At 66.2% G+C, this 20708-nt stretch carries 16 protein-coding genes and 3 pseudogenes; 9 read left to right on the top strand and 10 right to left on the bottom strand.

The annotated features are described in order from the left end of the window. Positions 1–7: 7 nt before the first annotated feature. The 3 genes and pseudogenes from ACWGJ5_RS43010 to ACWGJ5_RS43000 form a co-directional block, all read left to right on the top strand. Positions 8–355 (top strand): annotated as a pseudogene (locus ACWGJ5_RS43010) (alpha/beta fold hydrolase); the annotation flags it as partial. A 26-nt stretch (positions 356–381) separates the two neighbouring features. Further along, positions 382–567 carry a hypothetical protein gene (locus ACWGJ5_RS43005; RefSeq protein ID WP_453315063.1) on the top strand — a complete coding sequence of 62 codons (186 nt, stop codon included), beginning with the start codon at positions 382–384 and terminating at the stop codon, positions 565–567. A 17-nt stretch (positions 568–584) separates the two neighbouring features. Then, positions 585–1529, top strand: coding sequence for an alpha/beta fold hydrolase (locus tag ACWGJ5_RS43000; RefSeq protein ID WP_453315052.1), 945 nt, complete (start codon positions 585–587; stop codon positions 1527–1529). Between the two features lie 712 nt (positions 1530–2241). Here the strand turns inward: ACWGJ5_RS43000 and ACWGJ5_RS42995 are convergent. The 5 genes from ACWGJ5_RS42995 to ACWGJ5_RS42975 form a co-directional block, all read right to left on the bottom strand. Then, positions 2242–2937 carry an MBL fold metallo-hydrolase gene (locus ACWGJ5_RS42995; RefSeq protein WP_453315051.1) on the bottom strand — a complete coding sequence of 232 codons (696 nt, stop codon included), beginning with the start codon at positions 2935–2937 and terminating at the stop codon, positions 2242–2244. A 341-nt stretch (positions 2938–3278) separates the two neighbouring features. After that, complete coding sequence (locus ACWGJ5_RS42990) at positions 3279–3797, bottom strand: LeuD/DmdB family oxidoreductase small subunit (RefSeq protein WP_453315050.1); 519 nt, start codon at positions 3795–3797, stop codon at positions 3279–3281. After that, entirely contained in the window at positions 3797–5050 is a 1254-nt protein-coding gene (locus tag ACWGJ5_RS42985; RefSeq protein ID WP_453315049.1) for a 3-isopropylmalate dehydratase large subunit, read from the bottom strand. Before ACWGJ5_RS42985 ends, ACWGJ5_RS42990 begins: the two co-directional genes overlap by 1 nt. Next, complete coding sequence (locus tag ACWGJ5_RS42980) at positions 5050–5961, bottom strand: isocitrate lyase/PEP mutase family protein (protein ID WP_453315048.1); 912 nt, start codon at positions 5959–5961, stop codon at positions 5050–5052. Before ACWGJ5_RS42980 ends, ACWGJ5_RS42985 begins: the two co-directional genes overlap by 1 nt. Positions 5962–5988: 27 nt before the next feature. Further along, on the bottom strand, positions 5989–7434 hold the full coding sequence (locus ACWGJ5_RS42975) for an MmgE/PrpD family protein (RefSeq protein ID WP_453315047.1): 1446 nt from the start codon (positions 7432–7434) through the stop codon (positions 5989–5991). Positions 7435–7557: 123 nt separating this feature from the next. On the opposite strand from ACWGJ5_RS42975, the gene ACWGJ5_RS42970 reads away from it, so the two are divergent. Next, entirely contained in the window at positions 7558–8241 is a 684-nt protein-coding gene (locus ACWGJ5_RS42970) for a GntR family transcriptional regulator (protein ID WP_453315046.1), read from the top strand. Between the two features lie 428 nt (positions 8242–8669). Here the strand turns inward: ACWGJ5_RS42970 and ACWGJ5_RS42965 are convergent, their stop codons facing one another. Next, on the bottom strand, positions 8670–10127 hold the full coding sequence (locus ACWGJ5_RS42965) for an MFS transporter (RefSeq protein ID WP_453315045.1): 1458 nt from the start codon (positions 10125–10127) through the stop codon (positions 8670–8672). A gap of 158 nt (positions 10128–10285) precedes the next feature. On the opposite strand from ACWGJ5_RS42965, the gene ACWGJ5_RS42960 reads away from it, so the two are divergent. Further along, positions 10286–11026 (top strand): IclR family transcriptional regulator, encoded by a 741-nt coding sequence (locus ACWGJ5_RS42960; RefSeq protein WP_453315044.1) that lies wholly within the window; start codon positions 10286–10288, stop codon positions 11024–11026. 342 nt (positions 11027–11368) lie between these two features. Here ACWGJ5_RS42960 and ACWGJ5_RS42955 read toward each other — a convergent pair whose 3' ends face one another. Both ACWGJ5_RS42955 and ACWGJ5_RS42950 read right to left on the bottom strand, forming a co-directional pair. Continuing rightward, complete coding sequence (locus ACWGJ5_RS42955; protein ID WP_453315043.1) at positions 11369–12313, bottom strand: hypothetical protein; 945 nt, start codon at positions 12311–12313, stop codon at positions 11369–11371. A gap of 676 nt (positions 12314–12989) precedes the next feature. After that, positions 12990–14077 (bottom strand): annotated as a pseudogene (locus tag ACWGJ5_RS42950) (integrase core domain-containing protein). A gap of 75 nt (positions 14078–14152) precedes the next feature. Between ACWGJ5_RS42950 and ACWGJ5_RS42945 the strand changes: the two are divergent. Next, positions 14153–14473, top strand: a pseudogene (locus tag ACWGJ5_RS42945) (nitroreductase family protein); the annotation flags it as partial. A gap of 353 nt (positions 14474–14826) precedes the next feature. Here the strand turns inward: ACWGJ5_RS42945 and ACWGJ5_RS42940 are convergent. After that, a complete protein-coding gene (locus tag ACWGJ5_RS42940) occupies positions 14827–15672 on the bottom strand; it encodes a helix-turn-helix domain-containing protein (protein ID WP_453315042.1) in 846 nt (281 codons plus the stop codon). A 7-nt stretch (positions 15673–15679) separates the two neighbouring features. After that, a complete protein-coding gene (locus ACWGJ5_RS42935) occupies positions 15680–16261 on the bottom strand; it encodes a DUF6879 family protein (RefSeq protein WP_453315041.1) in 582 nt (193 codons plus the stop codon). Positions 16262–16664: 403 nt separating this feature from the next. On the opposite strand from ACWGJ5_RS42935, the gene ACWGJ5_RS42930 reads away from it, so the two are divergent. The 3 genes from ACWGJ5_RS42930 to ACWGJ5_RS42920 all read left to right on the top strand — a co-directional run. After that, a complete protein-coding gene (locus ACWGJ5_RS42930) occupies positions 16665–16895 on the top strand; it encodes a hypothetical protein (protein ID WP_453315040.1) in 231 nt (76 codons plus the stop codon). Positions 16896–17015: 120 nt separating this feature from the next. Continuing rightward, a complete protein-coding gene (locus ACWGJ5_RS42925) occupies positions 17016–17333 on the top strand; it encodes a trypco2 family protein (RefSeq protein ID WP_453315039.1) in 318 nt (105 codons plus the stop codon). A 7-nt stretch (positions 17334–17340) separates the two neighbouring features. Next, a partial coding sequence (locus ACWGJ5_RS42920) for a trypsin-like peptidase domain-containing protein (RefSeq protein ID WP_453315038.1) occupies positions 17341–20708 on the top strand: 3368 nt, incomplete at its 3' end.

Genomic DNA, 20708 nt, shown 5'->3' with positions numbered 1-20708 from the left:
TCCTACGGTGCACTACCTCGAAGACAGCGACCACCCTGACGTCTTCGACGCACACGCCTTCGATGCACCGGCTCGCCGAGACTTACCAGGTGTACGCGTCGACCTGCGTGGGCAGGGACGCTCCACCCGGACGCCTGGCCGCTACAGCCTCGACAACTTCGGCAACGACCTCGTCCGCTTCCTCGACCGCGTCGTCGGCCGACCCGCCGTCGTCAGCGGGCCGTCGTCAGGCGGAGTGCTCGCCACCTGGCTGGCCGCCTTCGCCCCGCCCGGACGGATCCGCGCCGCCGTCCTTGATGACCCGCCACTGTTCTCCTCCGAGACCAACCCCGCCGTCGGGCCTGGCATCCGCCGGGAATCGCCGGCCCAACGCTGCGACGGATGCACACCTGGCTCGGCTCACAGTGGTCCATCGGCGACGAGGAAGGCTTCCGTACCGCCGTCGCCAAAAACGACGCGTCCGTCGGGCGGCGGCTGACCCACCACCGGGCGCGCACCGTGCTGGTGCGCCCGGACAAAGTGGTGTGCGCAGCAGGTCGCACCCGGTCGGACATGGAGGAACGATGACAACAACCAGGAGCGCAGTGCTCACGATCGACCCGGACGACCCGCGGGCCGCCGCGGCACTCGACGCGGAGCGACGACTGTTCGACTTCTACGGCCTCAAAGCCGAAACACACCAGGTCCGGCTCCCCGATTCGGGCCTCCGGGTCCGGGTGACCGTGTTCGGCTCCGGCCGGCCGGTTGTCGTCGTGCCCGGTAACACCGGCGACGGCTTCCCCCTCGCCCCCCTGGTGGCCGAACTTCCCGAACACCGGGTCATTCTGATCAACAGACCGGGCGGGGGACTGAGTGACGGTATGGACTACCGCCGCGTCGACTTCCGCGAATTCGCCGTGCAAACGCTCACCAGCGTGCTCGACGACTTCCAGCTCGATCGCGTCCCGGTCATTGCTCACTCCATCGGCGGCCACGGGAGCCTCTGGTTTGCGATGGACCGACCGGAACGAGTTTCCGCCCTGGTCCTGTTGGGCGTCCCCGGAAACCTGATGGGCACCACCCCTCCCCTCGCCCTGCGACTGCTGACCGTACCCGTGCTCAACACCCTGCTGTTCGAGGCGGCAAGACCGCGCAGCACCAGCCGAGCCCTCAACGGGCTGTCCTTCATGGGACATTCCCCGGAAACGGTGGCCTCCCTCCCCGAAGCGATGGCCGACTGCTACGTCCGCTTCCAGGATCTGCCCCACTACAAGATCTCCAGTCTCACGCTCATGCGCAGCATCAATCGTCCGCGCGGATCACGCCCGGGCATCCGGATAGGGCCCATGCAACTCGCCGGAGTCCGGCACCCGACCCTGTTCCTGTGGGGAACGAACGATCCGTGGGGCAGTGTCGAGACGGGCCTTCGCATCTGTGAGGCCATGCCCGACGCCGAGTTCCATGCCCTGGTCGGCGGGGGCCATCTGCCGTGGCTCGACGAGCCCGCCGAGTGCGGCCGCCTGATCCGTGACTTTTTCTCGCGCCGCTAGCGCGGCGCGTGCCCCGGGGTCAACGGGCACGTTGCGCGTGCGCCCTGTGGCCGCCCGGTCAACGAGCCGACCGCCTTGGCTGCTGCCAGTCCTCAGCGGTGCTGTCTGCGAGTCCAGGTCGCCGGTGACGGGCTCATCACCACCGGTGGGGCGGATCGGACCTCGTTCACCAGAAAGGCGCCACGATGAAAGACTCGGACCCCTCACGGCGCGCCGGCGAGACTCCCGGCACCAGCGGAGACGGCCGCAACCAGTCGACGGCCACCAAGCGGCGCTTTCCCCGGCAAGGATGACGATGGCTGATGTCCCGGCCCGAGACCCTGGGCGAGGACAGGCCCCACCGTACTGAAGCAACTGCCGGCCCGCTGCCCGGAACTGGCCACCGTCCACGAACGCACTGCTCCTTCGCCGACGTTTTCGCCACGCGACGGGCCGACCGGCTCGACCGATGGATCACGAAAGTCAAAACCGACGGCATTGCGCCAATGGCCGGCTACGCCGCCGGGCTACTCGACGATCTCGACGCCGCGCGAGGTGGCGTGACGATGCCCTACGGCTCAGGCGTGATCGAGGGCGGGGTCACCGACTTGAAGCTGATCAAACGTCAGATAGCAGGGAAAGCCGGCGTTCCGCTGCAGTGTCGTTGGATCAACGCGACGCAGAACCAGGACGGCGGCCGCCCCGCACCCGGGGGGCGAGGCCGCCGGTGCTGTCAGATGCCGACCGGCAGCCCTCTCAGGAACTCCTGGAACGTGTCTGTTTCACTGCCCGTGAGTGGAGTGCCATGGGCGAAGCCGACGGCACGCAGGTCCTGCGGGATACGAGCGAGGCTGCCGGGCCTCAGTTGAGGATCGGTCGCCAGGGCGGCGGGGCCGATGGCGAGCCTGCCGCGATTGAAGGCCGCATCGCCCGTGAGCACGGTGCGGCTGGGTTCGTGAAGCAGCACGATGTGGCCGGGCGAGTGTCCCGGGGTGTGGATGACCCGCAGCCCGTTACTTGCCTCGACCAGGTCACCGTCGGCCACGGTGCCGTCGGCGGTGACAGGCGTCCAGTGCAGCATTGGAAGCCGGTCGATGAACCGGCCTACGGCGCCGGAGCGGCCCTCGGCCGGGACACGACCGGCTTCCAGCCAGGACCGGTCCGCGTCATGGATGAGTACCTGCGCGCCGGTTCGGCGGCGCAGCTCGGCCGCGCCCTGAACGTGGTCGGGATGGGCATGGGTGATGACGACGCGGCGGATGTCAGCCGGCTTGCGGCCCAGTTCCGCCACCGCGCTCAGGAGGACAGCCGGGGCCTTGGCCCAGCCGACGTCGACGAGGGTGAAGCCGTCGTCACCGTCGATGAGGAAGGCGTTGTCGCGTTTGGTCGTTGCGATCACGGTGACGCCGGGGGCGAGCTGGCTGTGCATGAACATTCCTTGGATCGTGGAGGGAGAAGGGGGGGAGTGGTGGGCGTACGCGACGCGAGCCGCGCTTGCGTGTTCTTCGGTTTCGCGGGAGGCGACAGGCCCGTCCATGGGCCGGCCGGGATGCGTTGCCCTGCTGTCGGTGCGCCTCGTCCCAGCGGGTGCCCTTCCACGTCACCGACTTGACGGAGAGTGCGGGCGGCGCCCATGCGGCGCTGTCCCGTCTCGGCGCGCTTGGGTAACTGGTCGGCGGCGGCAGGAACGCCCTTCATGTCGACCGGCGCGATGGTCACTTCGGGTGAGGTGGTGGGAGCGGCACCGTCCGCTGCCGCTCCCACCGATCCTCAGCGGTCCGATCCAGCCGGGAGGGGAACGTAGCCTTCGCGGACGAGTTTGGGCAGGATGCCGCCCGCGGCGAGGATGTCCAGGACCAGCGCCGGCAGTGCGCCCCCGTCCACACGGGCGCCGGTCGCGGTGTTTTCGACCCAGCCCTCGGCGAAGTCGAGCCGGGCGGTGTCACCGTCGGCGAACGCTCCGGTGACGCCCGGGACGGTGAGCGCGGGCAGGCCATGGTTGATGCAGTTACGCAGGAAAAGGGAGTTGAACTCCTCCGCCACCAGGGCCGCGACGCCCAACTCGCGAAACAGCGCGGCCACCGGACGGGAGGAGCCGAGGCCGAAGTTGCGGCCCGCGACGACGACGTCGCCGGTCTCGACCTGCTCGGTCCAGCCGGGGCGCAGCTCGTAGAAGACGTGCCGCGCGGCTTCGGGGACGGGCAGTTTCATGGCGAAGGCCGGGTACATGGCGTCGGTGGTGACAGAGTCGCCGACCACCCAGACCTTTCCGGTGATGAGCGTGTTCATCAGCGAAGGTCCCCTCGCGGGTCGGTGACGTGGCCGGTCAGCGCGGAGGCGGCGACCGTGGCCGGCGAGGCCATATAGATCTCCGCTTCGGGGCTGCCCATGCGGCCGGTGAAGTTGCGGGTGGAAGAGGTCAGGCAGACCTCGCCGGGGGCGAGCAGGCCCATGTGGTAGCCGAAGCAGGCCCCACAAGTGGAGTTGGTGATCACCGCACCGGCGTCCGCGAGGTCCTGCAAATACCCGGCGCGCATCGCGTCCTTGTAGACCTGCTGGGAGGCTGGAGTGATCAGCAGTCGGACGCCCGGGGCGACCTTGTGGCCGCGTACGATCTCGGCCGCGATCCGGAGATCCTCAAGCTGCCCGTTGGCGCAGGAGCCGATGAAGCACTGGTTGACCGGACGGTGCTCGATCTCTGAGATCGGCAGCGAGTTGAGGCTGACCGTGCCCGGCCGGGCGACGTAAGGCTCCAGCGACGAGAGGTCCACGGTGCGCACGGCGGCGTACGTGGCGTCCGGGTCCGGATCGGCCGCCACGTACGTGTCCGGGGCGGCGCCGTGCTCGGCGAGGAAGTCGCGGGCCAGGACGTCGATGGGGAAGGTGGAGAAGTCGGCGGAGATCTCAGCGCCCTGGGTGGCGATGGTGCGCCGGTCGTTCAAGGGAATCGACGCCAGGCCGGGCCCGCCGTACTCCAGGTTGTGATTGGTCGCGTCACCGTAGGTTCCGGCGATGTACAAGAAGATGTCCTTGCCGGAGACGGCTGCCGGCTTGGTGCCGGTGAACTCGTAGCGGATGGTCGGCGCGACCTGGAACCACGTCTTGCCGGTGCACAGAATCGAGTACACCTCTGCTGGACCCAGCCCTCTCGCGGCGGTGTTGTAGGCGCCGCCCGCGCAGGTGTGGGAGTCGGTGCAGGCCAGGATCTCGCCGGGACGGGCCAGCCCGTTCTCCGCGATGACCTGGTGGCAGATGCCGTGCCGGCCCACGTCGTAGAACTTCTCGATGTTGAAGTCACGGGCGAAGGAACGGGCGTGAGTACCGCCTATCGCGTCGTGGACGTTGGGGGCGGGGACGGCGTGGTCCATGATGACCGCGACCTTGTCAGGGTCATTGATCTTCAGCGGCTGGACCCAGCCGGTGGCGAACTGCAGGTCGATCATGACGGTCATGTCGACGTCGCAGACCACCGTGTCACCTGCGCTCACGCGATCCACGCCGGCCTTGCGGGCGAGGATCTTCTCCAACATGGTCATGCCCATCAGGCACCGTCCTTCGCGTTGTTGCGGTAGCGCTCGCCGATCGCGGACCACTCGCGCAGGCCGACGAGTTCGAACAGGCCCTGCGGGCCGGGTGTGGCCTCCGGCGTGATGCCGCCCAGTCGCTGCAGGGCTTCGAGGCCGTGCAGGACGTAGGGGGCGAGCAGGGCGCCCGGGTGGATGGCGATCCGGAAGCCGAGGTCGGCGAGCTTGTCCGGTGCGGTGCCGGGGGTGAGGCCGCCCTGCACCATGTTGATCAGGAGCGGGGCGTCGACCGAGGCGGCGATCTTCTCGATCTCCTCTGTGCTCTGCGGTGCCTCAACGAAGATGAGGTCGGCGCCCGTGGCGGCGTACCGGCCCGCGCGATCGATGGCCTCGTCGATTCCCAGCGGTCCGCGGGCATCGGTCCTGGCGATGATCACGAGGTCGTCGTCGGTGCGGGCCTGGAGCGCGGCATCGAGTTTGTCGGTGAACTCACTGGCACTGATGAGTTCCTTGTCCGGCAGGTGGCCGCACTTCTTGGGGAATGCCTGATCCTCCAGGTGGAGCGCGGCGACCCCGGCTCTCTCGTATTCGCGCACGGTACGCGTCACGTTCATCGGGGCGCCGTAGCCCGTGTCGGCGTCCGCGATCAGCGGGATGCCGTCCAGTGCGGTGGCCACGATCCGGGCCCGGTCGGTCATCTCGGTCTGGGTGAGCAACCCGATGTCGGGCAGGCCGAACCCGGCGACAGACACACCTGCGCCACTCAGGTAGGCGGCACTGAAGCCGGTGCGTGCCACGAGTTGGGCGGAGAGGCCGTCGAACACCCCCGGGGCAGTGACCAGGCGCTTCTGGGCGAGCAGTGACCGCAGTCGGCCACCCGGTGTGCTGGACGTGGTGGGGCTGGAACTGCCCTGTTGGGCTGGGGACATGTGTTATTTCCTCCCAGTTCGAGGTGTTCAGTCGAGGACGCCGCGTACAGGCGCGGCGAGGAGGTTCACCAGGCGATCGAGATCAGGCTGGCCTTCGAGGCCCAGGACAATCAGCTCGATCTCCGCAGCCCGGTCGGCATCGATGACCCGGGCCGTCAGCGCCCGGTACTTCTCGCGGATCTCGGCGTTGGTGAGCGGGTCGTCGGGCCCGCCGTGCGGCTGGTTCAGAGCGTGGGTGAAGACCTCACCCCCGCGCAGGGTCACGGTGATGCGGGTGTTGTAGCCGGGCCGCTCCCAGCTCGGGTCCTGTTGCTCGTCGACCTGCGTCACCTCGGTGCGGCCGATCAGTTGCCAGACGTCGTCGGCATCGATCCGGACAGGCATGAACTGTTCGGGCCGCACATGGCCGTCCAGGAGGGCGACCGCGGTGGCATAAGCGATGTTCATCTGGGCGCCGATGGTGGTCAACGGCCGCTCCGGGGTCCACCAGCCGTGGTGGTAGATCGCGTCCGGGACCTCGATGTGGATGGCCTCGATGTCACCGACGGCCGGCTTGCGCTTCGCGGTCAGGGCGAGAGCGGCGTCGATGGCTGGGTGTAGTCCGCCCATCGCTGCGTGGATCTTCACGGTGATCTTCTCGGTGTTCCACGTATCGCCCAGGCCCTTGGTGATCTGGGTGGCGTCGGGGTTGTGCCCCTCACCGAAGGTGGACAGAAACCCGCCGTAAGGACGCTCGAAGACCCGCTTGATGCCCGTGTACCCGGCCTGAGCGAGGCCCGCGGCGTAGAAGCCGTTGCGGGAGGCCAGCCCGTGGTGCATCCGCTTGGACATCGCCTCGTACTGCGCGGCCATCAGGCCGGCCGACTGCGTACCCGCCAGGCCCAGCGCGTCCTCGAAGGCGGCGGCGTCCAGGCCACGAAGGACCCCCGAGGCGGCGGCCGCCGCGTGCGTACCGAAGACCGAGCCGGAGTGCCAGCCGCGCGAAAGCATCTCGGCGCCGCCCAGCGCCAGGCCGACTCGGGTGCCGGTCTCGAAGCCCAGGACTGTCGCCCGCAGGAACTCCGCCCCGCGGACCGAGGGCGCCTGGGAGGCGGTGGAGAGCAGAGCGGGCAGCACCAGCGAGGTGCTGTGCAGTGGGGCGGCCGGGTAGTAGTCGTCCAGCTCGAAGCCCTGGATGAACGTGCCGTTCAGCACTGCGGCCGCCGGACCGCTGGTGGTGCGACCCCAGCCGATCAACGGGACGTCCCCCGTGCCCTCCAGGTCCAGGACGGCTTGGACGGCCGTACGCGACCAGGGCAGCTGCGCTCCGACAAGGGCGCAGGCCAGGCCGTCGAGCACCAGATGCGCCGCCCGTTCCCGCACCGAGGTGGGGATCTGCTCCAGCGTCGTGGTGGTCAGCCAGGTGGCAAGCTGCCCGGTGGGTCCCTCGGGGTCGGTGGGTCGGCGGGTGGTCGTTGGCGTCGGTGCGGACACCGCGCTCACCTCCAAAGGTGTACGGCCCGAAGCGGGCGGAAGTAGCGGTCCAGGTCTCCAGCGAGAGCCGCATAATATAATTTATAACATCTATATTATCGAGTGCCTCGGTAACATGGCGGCATGGCACTGAAGCGAACCTCTCTCCCTCGCACCGCCGAGGCCGTGGCCCTGGCGGAACTGCGGGACGCGATCGTCCGCGGTGACCTGGCCCCCGGCGCCCAGATCCGCCAGGGCGCGGCCGCCGAGGAGCTGGGGCTGAGCGTCATCCCCGTCCGTGAGGCCCTCAAGACACTGGCCGGGGAAGGGATCGTCACCTACGTCCCGCAGCGCGGCTACACCGTCACCGAGCTCACCCCGCACAGCGTGGACGGCATTTTCCGGATAAGGGAGCTCCTGGAGGGCGAGGCCGAGGCGAACGCGGCGGCCCGGATGCGGCCCGAGGACATCGCCGTGATGCGCGCTGCACTGGACGGTCAGCGCGCCGCCGTCGAAGCGGTCGATGTGCAGGGCGTGATCGCCGGCAACCGGCGTTTCCACTTCGCTCTGCTCGACCGATGCGACAACGACTGGCTGCTGCGCTTCATCCAGCACCTGTGGGAGGCGCTGGAACCGCACCGCGCCCTGTCCTACCGCCGCGCCGCGGCCGGCGGCGACTTCGCGCGTGCCGAGGCGATCCTCGCCGAGCACGAGGGCATCGTCACCGCCTTGGAGAACGGTGAGACCCCTCTCGCGCTGCAGTTGCTGGCCAACCACCGCACGGGCGGCCGCTCCGACTTTCATCGGCTGCTCGGTTCCGCCGAGTGATGCGGCCCGAAGGAAACGGGCGGGGACAGGAAGTATTGGTAGCGGCTCGTGCCCGGCTCCAGGCACGATGTCCAACCGGCGCCGGGTTCCGAGCGCCCGCAGGGCGTTTTGGAGGGCACGGATGTGCCGCTGGCGGTCGGGCTCCCGCGCTGTCCTGCTCCACGCTCGCCGGTGCCTCGCCGCCCGAGTCCTCTTCCCCGATGGCCAATTGGATGGCGACCGCGGCATGGCGGCGGGGTCGAGGGAGATGCCGAACCGCTGCGGTTCCGCGCGGCCGGCGAAGAAGGGCGCCTCGCCGGTGACGTAGGCGCGGTCGGCGTGGCCGACAGGGATGCGGGAGGTAGGCAGGATGCCTTTCATGGGATTGCCTTTCTGATCCGGTGGGTGTGCCGGGCCAGGGCTCCTGTAGCTGGGGGCGTGGGGTAGGGTCAAATACCCTCAAGCCGGACGGCGTTGGTCTTGGGACCAAGAACGGCGACCGCCAGGCTCATCCCGGTGACCAGTCCGGCGCATATCAGGTACAGGGGGCCTGCGCCCAGGGCGTCGAGGATCGACAGGGTGCAGAACGGCAGGACGGCCGCCACCAGCCGGGAAAGCGCGTAGGTGCGACCCAGGGCCGTGTTGCGGACGACGGTGGGGAACAGCTCGGCTGCGTAGGCGCGCGAGACGGTGGCGTTGATGACGCTGGTCAGTGTGGTCAACAGGCCGGAGGGCACGATGACCCACACGCTGCTGCCCAGGCCGAAGACCGTGCCAGCCACGGCGACCAGCAGTGAGGAGACAATCACGAGGGTCCTGCGTTGAATCCGTTCGGCCACCTGCATCAGCAGGAGGCAGCCCAGCGGGTAGCCGAGCGCGGTGAGCGCCGAGTACGTCAGGGACTCGACCACGGTGAAGCCCTTGTGCAGCAGCACGATGGGGGCGATGGACGAAAAGCCGTAGAAGCCGATCGGGCCGAGCGTCTCCATCGCGCACACCAGCAACGTGCGCCGTCGCAGCTCTGGCCCCCACAATCGAGATTTTTCGACGTTCCTCTCCCGCCTCGCGGGTGCGGCCACCGGGCGGGGGGCCGTCGCACGGCCGGGGTACGCGACGCCTGCGGCCGACGCTGGCTGTCCGGCGCTCGCTTCGATCCGGGCCACGGCAGCGAGTGCTTCACCGGGCCGGTGGGTGGCCAGCCAGCGCGGGGATTCCGGCAGGCGGCGGCGCACTAGCCACACGACGACGGCACCGCACGCGGCGAAGATCATGAGCCAACGCCAACTCGCCATCCCGCCCAGGCTGCGCGGCAACCTGGCGGCCAACAGGCCCGCCACTGGCACGGCGAGCATGCCCAGGCCGTAGGCGGTGGCCATCATCCGCCCGCGCAGCGCCGTCGGCATGAGCTCCGTCAAGTACGTGTCCACCAACGCGAGTTCGGCACCCAGACCGATTCCCAGCAGGACGCGCAGGGCAACGAGCGTGGCCGTGTCGGGGGCAAAAGCGGCACCGACGGACAGCGCCGCGTACGCGACGAGGTTGATCTGGAACATGCGTCGCCGCCCGAAGCGGTCGGCGAGCCCGGATAGAAGCAGGGCTCCAAGGAGTTCGCCCGCGAAGGTCGCACCGATCAGCAAGGACTTGTCGGTCGTGCCTGCTGCCCACCCGTCAGGCAGCAGCGGCACCAGCAGGCTGCTGAGGGCGACCTCGAAGAAGTTGAAGAACGAGCCGAGTCCGACGGCAAGGAGTACGCCGCGGTGCCAGCGGCCCACCGGGAGCGCGTCGAGACGGGACGCGACCGCCTCCTGTAGTTGGGATGCGTCCGGCGTGTTACGCACGGCGCGCGTTACGCCGCGAATGTCGGCCATTGCGCCATCCAGTTCCACTATTTGTAACTTGGGCTTCATGCGGGGAGGCAGAGGGTGACAGGCGCATAGATCGGCGTCAAGGACTCTGGCGCAAGGAGATCGGCGCGTGACGGGCTCTTGCCCGTGCCGCGCAAGGGCCATTAGTTTTAAATACTGAATCTGATGACTCGGCTTCTAGAACACCATGACAGGGCGGCATGACAGCGAAGCGGACCGAAGGCGGAGACACGGCCAGACGCGCACTGCGTCTGATGGAAGCGGTGGCCGCCGCAGGCTCACCGGTCGCCCTGCAGGACCTGGCCGACACGGCTGAGCTGAGCAAGTCCACTGCATACCGGCTGCTGCGTGTCCTGCAGGAAGAGTCGTACGTGACCAGGGTTGACTCGGGTGGCTACCGGATCGGATCCCGGCTGATGGGACTGGCCGCCGAAGTGATGCCGCGGGCCGACGTGTTCGCCGGAGCCCGTCCGATATTGCGGGCCCTGGCCGACCTGTCCGGCGAGACAGCCACCCTGCACCTGCGTGCGGGCGATGAGGCCGTTCTCGTTCTCGGCGCCGAAAGCGACTACGAACTGCGCCGGGCCGCCCGAGTCGGGTCGGCCACCCCCTTGCATCGCGGCGCCAGCGGCCAGGCCATTCTCGCGTTCCTGCCTGCCGAAGAGATCACCGCGATCGTTCAGCGCGCAGGCGATGCGGCGTGCCCCCACGAGGTCGAGCGGTCGCTCGTGGCCGTGCGTGCCGACGGCTACGCCCTCTCGCAGGGGGCCAACCATCCGGGTCTTCTGGGCATTGCCGTGCCCATCTTGACCACATCGGGGCACGTGGCAGCCTCGGTCGCCGTCTCCGGGCCGGCCGACCGCTGGACCGCCCGGCGCGCCCTGGCCATCGCTGGGCTCCTCACCGAGCGCTGCGCCCGCCTGGGCACCCTCTTCACGTGATCTTCATGCCGCAAGGGCGTGTCGGTGGCGCTGTCGCGTCTCGGCCGGGGTGAGGTAGCCGAAGACCTTGTGTGTGCACAGGCAGCGCCGGAAGAAGACCCCGGCCTTTCGCGGCACCTCGATCGTCTTGGCCTGCTCCGCGGCCACCTTCCGCAGCCGCTTGAGCTCCTCCCGCTTGGAGCTGGGGCGGCCGGGAGCCGCACCAGAGAGGGCCCATCAAGACCTGGACCTCGGCGGATGCTCTATCGGCACCCGCTACCTGATCGCGATCCAGAGGGCTTCGTAGAGCGGACCTTGCTGCCCCGCTTGGGCTGCATGGACAAGCTGTGCGATGTTCCCGATTCAAGAGTAGCGGTACATGAGTTCTCGCTGTGGCCAGAATGTTCCCGCCACCCGGCTATCGTATTGACCCTTCTGAACGTTGGCAGGATGGTCGACGCCGACGAACAGCGGGTAGATCATCCTGTATCCGCGACTCGCCCCGCCGGCCGCCCAGAGTTGCAGCAGTCTGTTCTGGTCCGTGGAGCTGAGCTGCAGGAATTCATCAACTTCATTGTGGATCTCGAGCTTCAGCACCGCGCAGCTCTCCGGACGTTGACTCCTGACGAAGTCGACGAACTGCAGGTCTGCGGGGAGCAGCGCATCGCCATGGCCCTTGACCGCTTTGCCGACGTTCTCTTGCCATTTACTGTCCGCAAGGAGTTCGAAATGTCTGGCGATACCCCATGTGCGCTTCGGAATGTCGGCGAATCGTTTTGTTCCGAACCCGGTGGCGTTGATCATGATGCGAGCCCACCCCAGGTCAAGGAGCCCGTCCACTACCCGCTGAAGGTCATTGAGTCCGTAACTGCCGGCTGGGGTACGGGCCCACGCAAAATCCAAGAAGATCCAGTCGTAGAAATCCCCTCCATTTTCCTTGATCTTCTTTGCCTGTGCCAAGATGTCGTCGACCGTGCGCAGGCAGCCGTCGCGCTTGTGTCGATCGTCGGTCCCGACGACGCAGCCGTGCGACGGATGCGCTCCGTGGAGAACGTTGACTGCCACACCCAGCTTGACGCCGACGGCAATGAGTTCACGCATGACGCGGTACTCGTTGCTACTTGCGTGCGGGACATCCTTGCCGATCGCGGAACCGGCTTCGGTCACGCGGAGGAATAAGGGTTGGGCGCTCCCGCTCCTTTTCTCAAGGATTTCGTCGACGATGGTTCGGTCGAGGCTGCCATCCTGGTTGCGTGGACCGATCCACTGCCCTTCCCTCAGTACCATGCAATAGGCCACGTCACGCACGCTGTTGGAGCTCGTCTGGCCAGAGGCGGCCGGAGCTGCACCAGATACGGAGTGCCGTGCCCCGGATGTGCCGCAGCCAGTGGCAGCGACGGCAGCCGCGCCACCTACGACCGCCAAGAAGCCTCGTCGCGTGAACATCCGTCCTTGTGACACCGTCACTCGTCCTTTCGGGGAGAACCTGGAACCAGGAGTGCGCGGAGTTTCGAGGCGCCCGCGCCTTCCCAATTCCTTGATGGGGACGGGCGTCCCTACGCCCGCCCCCTCGATGGCTCGGGGAGCGTAGGAAGGGTCTTTGTGTAATCTCTGTGACGGCAGGAGCCGCTCACGCGGATCCCTCGAGTTGACTCATCGGCGGTCGCGTTCCAGCCCGGGAAACACCTGGGGCGTCACTGTGGGTGCCGCTCATTCACCCGGCCTGTTCGGGCTGCATGTTGGTATTCGTGGAGGGTCTCGCCGAGCCGATCCGGTCGGCGGATCTCCAGACGTCTGATCTTTCCTGGATCGGTGATCGGTTCGGGCAGCAGGTGAATCGAAGCCGCTTGATTCAGGGCTCGGTGCAACCGGTGCTGGTTGTGGTACAACTCGAACTCGCGAAGGGCTTGGAGCAGATGGCGCTGATCCCATGTGAGGGTGCGGCCCAGCAGCCCTGTGGGGCTCGAAAAGTCATCGCTGCAGTTCAGGACGTGTATCGGTACTCGTTGATGACGCCGCCGAGGACTCGAGTGCGCAGGAGTCTGCGGCCTTCGAGGCTGTGCACGCTGGCGGGTTGCTCGTGGGCGTCCGGCGGTAGCTGGTTACGGGCCCGGTGCGGGCGATGCTGGTTGTAGTGCCGCTGGTACTCGGTGAGAACGCGGTGGGCATGGGCCTCGTTGAGGATCAGGACGCTGTCGAGGACCTCTCGGCGGAGGGTCCCGATGACCCTTTCGCAGTGGGCGTTCGCCCTTGGTGCCCGTGGTGGCGTCTTTAGGATTTCGAGGTCCTCGGCCTGGACGACGGCGTCGAAGCTCTCGGTGTATTTGGAGTCGCGGTCTCGGATGAGGAACCGCAGCGACTCAAGGCGGAGGTCGAGGTCGCAGGCCACGTTCCTGGGGCCTGCTGTGCGGCCCAGGCGGCGGTCGGGTGGGAGGTGACGGCGGCGATGTGGAGGCGGCGGTTGCTGTGTTCGAGGAACACCGGCGCATACAGGCGCTCGAGCCCGATGGTGTCGAGGTGCAGGAAGTCGCAGGCGATGATGGCCTCGGCTTGAGAGGTGAGGAACTCGCGCCAGGTCGGCCCGTGGCGGCGTGGGGCCGGATCGATACCCGCGGCGTGGAGGATCTCCCATACCGTGGAGGCGGCGATCGGGTGTCCGAGCCGGGCGAGTTGGCCTTGGATCCTGCGATGCCCCCAGCGGCTGTTCTCCCTGGCCAGAGGCATCACCAACTTCTTCACCCCGGCCCGGGTCGGCGGCCGACCTGAGGTGGTGCGCCGCCTGTTGTAGTCCCATTTTTTGGCGACGAGCTTGCGGTGTCAGGCCAGGAGTGTCCCCGGCGTGACGGGGAAGGCCTGTGCCCACCGCCGCCGGGGTATGAGTGAGGACAGAGCCGCCAGCCACAGCCGGTCCGCAGGCTGGTAGCGCACGGGGCTGAGGAGTTGGCGGCGCAGCATCGCGTTTTCGTGCCGCAGCACCAACAACTCTGCGTCCTTCGAAGTCTCGCGACGGAGCAGCACGGTCGGGACCGAGAGCAGTCGACGGGTCATGTTGTAGAGCAGCGAGGCGATCATCTCGGGATGATCCCAGACCGGCGGGCTGGGGCCGGAAGCTCTTGACCAGCAACGATGAATAAACGAGCCCCACACGCTTCTGCGAACTGGGACTGCTTCGGCGCGCCGGCTGCCTTGTTCTGTTACATCGACCGTGACATGGGCCGGCCCCAGTGGTCCGACGTCGCCATGTATCTGCAGACCGTCATGCTCCTGCTCCGGGCCGAAGGACTGCACACTTGCCCGCAGATGGCGCGGTCGGTGTATCGCAAGACCGTCGCGGAGGTCCTGTCACCCCCGGACGACCTCATCCGCTTCTGCGGCATGTCGATCGGGTTCGAGGACGCCACAGTGAGCCAGCCCCGTACGGGCCGCGCGCCGCTCGACGAGACGGTCACGTTTGTCGATGGCTACTGACACCGCGTGCCCTCGGCCGATCGAAGCGCCGCTTCCGAAGCTGCGACGTGTCCGGTTCCGGTGCGAACCATCCTCGCCACAATCCACACGTCAGCTGAGTATGCTCAGAAACCAGCCTTTGACCAGCGGCGATAGCGAAGTGCAACTACGAAAGCGGTGGTCCTCACCTGACGGGTGAGATCATCCGTGGATTGCAGATGTACAGCTACGACGCACCACCTCGGGCCCGTGGAACCCGACGCTTCCGCAGCGTGAGGCGACGACCCGCGCCGACACGGGATATATCGGGCAGTCAGCCGCTCAGGGCAAGGACATCACACCTCAACAGCTGCCGTGACCTTACCCGGCGCGATTCAGTTGTGATCGTTCAGGTTGGCCAGGGCGGAGTCAAGAATGTCCTGAGCCGCCTCGTCGTACTGAGCTCGACCCGCTAGGCTTTGGAATACTCGACGGTATGTAGACAATTCTTCGGGTTGAGTGAGGCGAATTTCCGCCGTAACGGTCTCGGCAAGGACGTAGGCATCGTCGAAAATCCAGAAACCATGATCGACGTTCACGCCCCAGCTGGTGCGGATCGGGAGGACGCCAAGGGCAATATTCGTTCGTGAAAAGAAGGATAGAAGGTGTTCGATTTGAGCTGCCATCACGTTTTCGGTCGCATAGGCACCCGAAAGCAGCGCGAGCTCCGTGATGACGAAGTGGAAACGCTTGTTTTCCTCGCGTAGCAGCTCTTGCCGCTGAAGACGCGTTGCGACGGCCTGTTCGACATCGTCAGGGGCATCGTGAAGCCGAGCATGATCGGACAGTCGGCCTCGCGCATAGTCGGGTGTTTGGAGCAAACCGGGGACGAAATGAGGCTCGAAGACTCTCAAACTCGTCGATCGCGCCTCACGTTCCACCCAACGACTTTGAGTGAAGCTGACTCCGGATGACGTCTGACGGTGCCAGTCCCGGTAGAAGGCCTCAATGGCGTTGAGTCTCTTTTTGAGCGCTGGTGCCGCGTTCGGCACCCCCGCAGCAGTCGTCCACACGTTGATGTCACGCGAGGTGGGCGTTTGCCTTCCGGATTCAATGTTGGCGACTTTGGAAGGCAGCCACCCACATTTGGCAGCCAACTGCCGGCCCGTCAGTCCCGAGTCGCGACGCAACTGTCGAAGGGTGTCCCCGAGAACCTCGCGGGCATGAGCGACGTCTGACACTTACGTATCATCCATCGTGGGCTTGGTCACCTACAGGCAGGCTCCCACTCGGCGTGTCGTGCCTTGTGGCGTACACGTCGCGGGGGACGGCCCGGGGCCATGAGATCTCTTGCCATGTAATGGCTTGCTTGATCGCAGCCGGATCGGTGACGGGCTCCGCCCCGAGCAGCGTGTCATCGTCTCTGAAGTGGACCACGTACAAACGGCTCGAATCGAAGATCCAGTAATCCACATTGGGCAGATTGAGCGACTCCGCCTCCGTGCGGGGCAGATAGCGAATGTCCTCGCCGGCTGCAACGTTGCGCCCGGACAGCCACAACCCGAACCGCGTGTAATCCGAATGTGGCTCGCTGACCACTCGCACGCGCCGCACCGATCGGCCGGCCTCGGCGTGCGACCTCATCAGCGCATACCAGTCCGCCAGGAAATCCTCAGGCACTGCGTCAGGTCCGCCTTCGAGGAATGCCGCCAGTTCCTCCTGTTCATAGTAGGACTCCCGGGTTTCCAGCCGGAAGGCCGACTCGGTGAACGATGTGAAAAGTTCATCGAACGCCGAGCCGCTCAGCAGAGGGACCTCACCTGACTGCATTCTTACCCGTCTCCTCTTCGATCCACATTCGGATAGGCAGGCACGGCTGTCGCCACCTGACGGTGCATCAAGGAAACCCATGCCCATGCACCTTGTCAAGTTGCCATACAGTCTTAGGGCATCAAGAGACGCATGTTGCGGATCTAGCCCTGCTGCTGATCCCTGGACGCTATTCTGTAGGGTTGCGGTGCCAGGGCCTTGGTGCGGACGTCCCTGTCCGGAGGCAGTCGGCCCGAACATACGTCAGAATCCAGGAGAAAATGCCACTCCATTGAACTTGCGTCTCTCCATTCACTGCTGTTTCTGACGCATTATGGATGACCCAATTTGGGGCTTGACGCTCGTGATAGCGCGCCCGTACCCTCGCCTGCAACGCATGTTTCCACGCCCAAATGGAGGCGCCATGGAATTGATCATGCTCTACAAGGACACAGCTTCTGGCGGCGGAGGGTGTCCATCCGTATATCTGGCCGAAAGTGGCGAGTTCGTGGTCCAGGGGCCGAAGGTCGACGCAAGTACGCATGCCAATCTGGCCAACGTTCTTCCCGGCGAAGACGCTGTTCGAATCTCGGTGGATGTCGTACTCGGAGCAGTGGCCGAGTATCAAGCGCGTCAAGGTGGGCAACAGGTCTGAGCGTCGCACCTCGGCAAAGGAAGGCCGAACGTCAAGGGCGGTCGTCTCTCGGTGCAGGAGGCGCCGCCCATTCGATGTAAAATTCGAAATCCGAACCGCGGCCTAGTTAGGGAAAACTCAGTGAGCGGTCAGAGTGTTGAGCTTTCCGATGTTATCAAGCAGTTGCGTCAAGAACTCAAAGAAGCCGTCTCCGCAGGGGACGGACAGGATCTTCGCTTCGAACTCGGACCGGTGGAGCTGGAGCTCACCGTCGCGATAGAGAAGGCAGCAAGTACTGGAGCGAAGGTGCGCTTCTGGGTTGTGGACGCCAACATGGACGGAAAAGTCGCGGCGATCTCTACCCAGCGTATTCACTTGACACTTGAGCCCCGGCAAATCACTGCGTCGGGGCAGCAGCGCGTCATGGTCACTGGGGCTACTGTTCCTGGCGAGCGTTAGAGGGCGCATGGATCACATCTACTCGGGTCGTATTCTCGACGGTATTGATGCACACCGAGTGGCGGAGATCATCGTGGAATCATGCGATTCAGCCCCGGCGCGGCGGGGCTCCGGATATCGGGTGACCAATAAATGTGTTCTCACGGCCCGTCATGTCGTGCAGGGAGCACAGTCGGCTTTCGTGAGATTCGATGCCGACTCCCCGGACGAGTGGATGGCGGTCGCTGTCGACTGGACGAGCGCCGGCGACATGGCGATTCTGCGTCTGGCCGAGCTTCCAGCGGACGCCCCGGAGATCGGCCCCGCACCCTACGGGTGCCTCACGGATTCCGCAGCGGTGGTGGAAATTCATGCTGCCGGGTTTCCGAGGTTCAAATTGCGAGAAGAGCAGGATCCGCCGACTGCGGCTGATGTCGCCACCCGTTACCGGGACCTCCACCATGCAATAGGTTGGAGCGCGGTTCTGTCGAACCGCCGTGAGGGAACACTAGAAGTAACGGTCAGCCCACCGGAGCGCGAAACCGGGGCTCGTTTCTCGTCCCCGTGGGAGGGGATGTCGGGGGCCGCTGTCTGGGTGGCTGGTCGGATCGTGGGGCTGGTCTCGGCCCACGACGGCAGTGATGGCCTGGGCCGCTTGACCGTCACCCGCGTCGACAAAACTCTGGACACTGTCCCAGCCGGGACGCGGAACGAACTGCGGTTCCTCCTCGGTATGCAGTCCGATGGAATGCTGGCGGATGTCACTCCGGGCGCTCCGAGTCAAGCACTCGTGTCCGCCTACCTGGAGCAAGTCAGGGACATGGCACCGCTGGGTGATCTGCTGGATCGGAACGAAGAACTGGACAAGCTGGTTCGATTCTGTGCGAGTGATGACGGGTATTTCTGGTGGCAAGGAGGGCCGTGGGCCGGTAAAACCGCGCTGATGGCGTGGTTTGCCACGCATCTGCCGGCCGGAATCGATGCAGTGTCATTCTTCGTCACTGGGCGCCTCAGTGGACAGGCGGACAGTGACGCGTTCACCGACGTTCTGATCGACCAACTGTCGGCAATCACCGGCCAGCCGGTCCCTCCGGTACTGACACCGGCGGCCCGGGACGGCCTGCGGCGTCGTCTCCTGCGTGACGCGGCGGACAAGTCACGGGCCGCGGGGCGGCGGCTGGTCCTTGTCGTGGACGGACTTGATGAGGACACAGCTGCGCGGCGTGGCAGTGATCGGCCCAGCATTGCGTCCCTTCTGCCGAAGCAGCTCCTCTTCGGGATGAAAGTGGTGGTGGCAAGCCGGAGTCACCCGCCCATTCCCACCGATGTGGCAGCCGATCACCCGTTGCGTGGTTGTCGGGTACACATGTTGTCGGACTCACCGTATGCCAGAGACATCAAGGACCAGGCGGTCTGGGAACTCGATCGCCTGCTCACCAGCGCTCAGATCGAACGGGACATCGTAGGGTTCATCACCGCATCCGGTGGTGGTCTCACGGCTCGTGACTTGAACGAGTTGACCGGGCAGCCTCCCTTTGTAGTGGATCAGGTTCTTGACAGTGCCTTCGGGCGCAGTGTCAGGACCGGGCTGGGAAGATTCAATGACCAAGGTAGTGCGCGGGCGTATATTTTTGCACACGAGACGCTGCAACTCACTGCCGAGGATCGAATCGGCGCCGTACTGCTGAATGAATATCGCGACAAGATAAACGCATGGGTAGACGGTTATCGAGACAGCGGCTGGCCTCTCGGTACGCCACGTTATCTGCTGGGTGGTTACGCGCGAATGCTGGAGCAGGCACTCGACGTCCAGCGCTTGGTGGCATGTGTCACTGACAGCAGGAGGCACGCACGGTTGTTTGCCGTCACGGGCGGCGATGCAGCCGGCCTGTCTGAAATTCGTGCAGCACAGAATCTGATACTTGACCAGGCTGTGCCGGATCTCGAATCAATGGCCCGGCTTTCTGTCCATCGAGAGCATCTTTACGAGCGCAACTGGTATCTGCCCGGAAATCTACCCCTGGTGTGGGCCGCGCTGGGAGAGTGCTTTCGGGCAGAGGCGCTGGTGCGAACGATCGCTGATCCTGAGCGCCAGGCGCAGGCTCTGGTGGAGCTGGTCACCGTCATGGCCGAAGTCGGGAACCACGACCGGGCCGAAGCCGTGGCGCGGACCATCGCGGTCGTGGACCACCAGGCGGAGGCACTTGCCGAACTGGCGACCATCATCGCGAGAGCCGGTGACCATGATCGGGCAGAGGCCCTGGTGCGAACGATCGCTGATCCTGAGCGCCAGGCGCAGGCTCTGGCGGAGCTGGTCACCATCATGGCCGAAGTCGGGAACCACGACCGGGCGGAAGCCCTGGCCCGCACCATCGCGGTGGTCGAGCGTAGGGTGCAGGCGCTCGTCGAGTTGTCGACCGTGATCGCCGAGGCAGGGGACTACGACCGTGCGGAGACGCTGGTGAGGGGCGTCTCCGGTGCTTTCTGGAAGGCGCAGGGACTGACGGCGCTCGCCGGTGTGGCGGCCCAGGCAGGGGAGCGGGATCGATGCGCTGTGCTGGTGGAAGGCGCCGAGTCCGTCGCAGACGAGATCTCCGACCCCGAGGAACGGGACCAGGTGCTGTCCGACCTGGCCGGAGCCGCTGCGCAGGCAGGCGATCACCGCAGGGCCGAGACCCTCGCACGCTCCATCAGCCAGTCCCACTGGCGGACTCAGGCACTGGTCGAACTGGCCACCCTGGCCGGTCAAGCCGGCGACTTCCACTCCGCCGAAGCCTTGGTCACGTGCATGCCCAGCTCCGAGTCGCAGGTCGAATTGCTCACCGATCTGGTTGTTGTGGCGGGACAGCAGGGGGACCGCGAGCGTGCCGGTCATTTCATTGACGCCTCTCGCGACCTGGTACAGAGAATCCCCGACCCCGACCGGCGTGTCCGTGCGTTCAGTGATCTGGCGATCGCAACAGCTCGCGCAGGCGATCACAGCAGAGCTGAGGCAATGGCCCTTGCCATCTCGGATCCCGGCCGACAGGACCGGGCACTGGTCACCTGCGCCACCACGATCGCGGCACATACCGGGGAGCTCGGCCGGGCCGAGGGGCTGATTCGTTCGATCACCGATGTCGAACGGCGTGCCCAGGCTCTCTTCGACCTGGCGGCCACAGCGGTGCAGGCGGGACAGACGCCGCTGGCCGGCCGTCTGGCCGACGATGCTGAAGCCCTGGCACGTTCCATAACAGACCCGGAGCGGCGCGCCCAGGCTCTCACCGACCTCGCCACTGCCTCATCGCAGGCGGGACAGACTCCGCTGGCCGGCCGTCTGGCCGACGATGCTGAAGCCCTGGCACGTTCCATAACAGACCCGGAGCGGCGCGCCCAGGCTCTCACCGACCTCGCCAC

The sequence above is a fragment of the Streptomyces sp. NPDC054783 genome, assembly GCF_053611725.1.
This window is presented reverse-complemented; position numbering and strand designations above follow the sequence as displayed.